The 2601-nt window shown below is 72.2% G+C and carries 5 protein-coding genes and 1 pseudogene; 1 reads left to right on the top strand and 5 read right to left on the bottom strand.

Translation table 11 applies throughout. The features are described 5' to 3' along the window. The 5 genes and pseudogenes from BN11_RS17045 to BN11_RS25655 form a co-directional block, all read right to left on the bottom strand. Positions 1-648: DUF3710 domain-containing protein (locus BN11_RS17045; protein ID WP_053084157.1), on the bottom strand; the 648-nt coding region annotated here is incomplete at its 3' end. Positions 649-678: 30 nt separating this feature from the next. Beyond that, positions 679-1122, bottom strand: coding sequence for a dUTP diphosphatase (gene dut / locus BN11_RS22035; RefSeq protein ID WP_053084235.1), 444 nt, complete (start codon positions 1120-1122; stop codon positions 679-681). A 58-nt stretch (positions 1123-1180) separates the two neighbouring features. After that, positions 1181-1480 (bottom strand): DUF4193 domain-containing protein, encoded by a 300-nt coding sequence (locus BN11_RS23035; protein ID WP_048699525.1) that lies wholly within the window; start codon positions 1478-1480, stop codon positions 1181-1183. A 149-nt stretch (positions 1481-1629) separates the two neighbouring features. Then, on the bottom strand, positions 1630-1947 hold the full coding sequence (locus tag BN11_RS25660; RefSeq protein WP_268807139.1) for an inositol monophosphatase family protein: 318 nt from the start codon (positions 1945-1947) through the stop codon (positions 1630-1632). A gap of 49 nt (positions 1948-1996) precedes the next feature. Further along, positions 1997-2395 (bottom strand): annotated as a pseudogene (locus BN11_RS25655) (inositol monophosphatase family protein); the annotation flags it as partial. Here BN11_RS25655 and BN11_RS25370 point away from each other — a divergent pair. Continuing rightward, positions 2304-2601, top strand: a 298-nt coding sequence (locus tag BN11_RS25370) for a hypothetical protein (protein WP_235435635.1), incomplete at its 3' end; no start/stop codon positions are given. The pseudogene BN11_RS25655 and the gene BN11_RS25370 sit on opposite strands and share 92 nt — an antisense overlap.

Genomic DNA, 2601 nt, shown 5'->3' with positions numbered 1-2601 from the left:
CCCCCCCCCCCCCACCACGAGCGAGCGGATGCCCTCGATGAGTTGGGCGGCGGCGGCGTCCTCGACGGCGGCCTGCCCGGACAGCACCGCCCGCAGGAACCAGCGTGGCCCGTCGACGCCGACGAACCGGGCCGGCGCGAACACGGTGCGACCGTCCGGACCGGCCTGCGGCATACGGACATTCAGCTCGGGCCCGAAGGCCCCGTCGACGGTCTCGACCGTGCCGCCCGCCGCGACGATGGCATCGGCGATCTCGGTGCGCACGTCGCGCCACACCCCACCGGAGCGCGGGGCCGCGAAGGCCTGGATCTGGGCGGCCGAGGAGCTCTGCGGGATGACGAGTTGGATGGCCGAGACCGTATCGGTGGCCGCGTCGACCTCGAGGCGCAGTTCGGCACCGTCGAGGGGCGGGACCCAGACCGCGGCGAGGTCGAGCCGGTCGCCGAGGCCGTCAACCTCGCTGCGATCCCACGGCCCCTGGGAGCGGTCGCTGACCTCGGGCTCGTCGTCGAACTCCTCGACGAGGTCACCCGCGCCCACCTCGCCGGACGCCATGTCGTCGAGCGCGGCATCGTCGGGCGCAACGACTTCGGGCGAGACGCTCTCGTCGCGGGCCGGATCGCTCGATTTGCGGCGGAAGATGCTCACGGTGGGTCGGTCCTTCGTGGTGGGTCGTGTCTAGGTGGCGCTCGTGCCGAAGCCGCCGGTGGATCCGTGTCCAGTCTCTCCCCGACTCGACTCTGGAAGCGAATCGGCGGCCGTGAAGTGCGCGCGGGCCACCTCCTGGAGCACGAGCTGGGCGATGCGATCGCCCGGGGTGATTGTGAAGGACTCGCGCGGATCGGTGTTCAGCAGGTTGACGAGGATCTCGCCGCGATAGCCGGCGTCGACGGTGCCGGGGGCGTTGACGATCGTGATGCCGTGCTTGGCGGCGAGGCCGGAGCGGGGGTGGACCAGCCCCACCCAGCCGTCGGGGATGGCGACGGCGATGCCGGTGCGCACCAGGGCCCGCTCCCCCGGGGCGAGTGTGCGCTCTTCGATACAGGCCAGGTCGGCGCCGGCGTCGCCGTCCCGCGCGTACGCCGGGAGGGTCGCGGCAGGATCGAGTGTCCGCACGAGCACGACCGGCCGGTCGCCTCGTGCGGACCCGTCCGCCTGGCCATTCACCGCTGGGAGCGGCCTAGGCGGCGCACTCGTTGCAGACCAGCACCCCGCCCTTGTCGGAGGCGAGCTGGCTGCGGTGGTGGACGAGGAAGCAACGCGAGCAGGTGAATTCGTCGGCCTGCCGCGGGATGACCCGCACGGAGAGTTCTTCACCGGACAGGTCGGCCCCGGGAAGTTCGAAGCCCTCGGCCTGCTCGGTCTCGTCGACATCGACGCTCGAGGTGCTCTTGTCGACCCGGCGGGCCTTGAGTTCCTCGAGCGAATCCTCGTTCAGTTCGTCGTCGGTCTTGCGTGGTGCGTCGTAGTCGGTTGCCATGCCTGGAAATCCCTTTCCCGTTCCGTCCGGCAGTCGTTACATAGTCCGCTGCGAGTGGAACGCAGCTGGCGTCGTCAAAGATCCCGCGCGGGCGCAGATTGTTCCCTACTTAAGCGCCAATGTCACGCGGAGATTTCGCAGCCGCCGTCCTAACCCCGGTCGGCCGCCTCGAGCGCCCGGCGCACCAGCTCGGACAGGGCGCCGAATCCCGCTCCGGCAGCAATGGTCATGGGCCGGTCGGGAGCCTGCCCGGAGGGCCCGGCGACCGCTCCGCCGGCCTCTTCGACGATCAGCCAGCCCGCCCCGAAATCCCACGGGTTGAGACCGTGTTCGTAGTAGCCGTCGAGGGTGGCGTCGGCGACATGGCACAGGTCGAGCGCGGCGCTGCCGCCGCGCCGGATGTCCCGGCCCCCCCCCCCCCCCCGCGCGCCCCCCCCCCCCCTGCCAAGCCCTCGTGTCCGCGTCATACGAGAACCCCGTCGCGACGAGGGAGGCCGCGGGATCGGCCTGCCCGGAAGCGTGGACCGCGATCGGGTCGAACCGCCCCCGCTGCCGCCACGCGCCGCCACCGGCGCGCGCCCAGAACCGTTCTCCCGTCACGGGATTGACCACCGCGCCGGCGACCGGCCGCCAGGCGCCCGGGGTCTGCGGGTCGCCGACGACGGCGGCGACGGACACGGCATAGGCCGGGATGTCGTAGACATAGTTGACGGTCCCGTCGATCGGGTCGACGACCCACGTGATCTCGCTGGTCCCCGCCGCGCGGCCGTCCTCCTCCCCGAAGAAGCCGTCCTGCGGGCGTTCGGCGCGCAACAGGGTCTGGATGAGTTCCTGGCTGCGCCGGTCCATCTCGGTGACCACGTCGGTCGGGGAGGACTTGGTGGCCGCGACCGTGGCGGCCGACCGGTCGACGATCAGCAGCGCCGCCTCCGTCGCGACGTGCAGCGCCACGCGTTCCAGTTCGACGAGGGTGGTCAGAGGCGGGATGGGCAGGTCAGGGAGCATCGGAGCCTTCCTCGGGTCCGCACAGGGCCGGGCGCGGGCCGCGGCCCCGGCAACAATCGGGTGGGCAGTCGGCGGGTGGGTATGCCGCGAGCGCCGCATCGTCGCCGCGCGCCGCC

The organism is Nostocoides australiense Ben110 (genome assembly GCF_001050535.1).
Lineage (GTDB): Bacteria > Actinomycetota > Actinomycetes > Actinomycetales > Dermatophilaceae > Nostocoides_A > Nostocoides_A australiense.
Note: the sequence above shows the minus strand (reverse complement) of the source record. Positions and strands in the feature narration are given on the sequence as shown.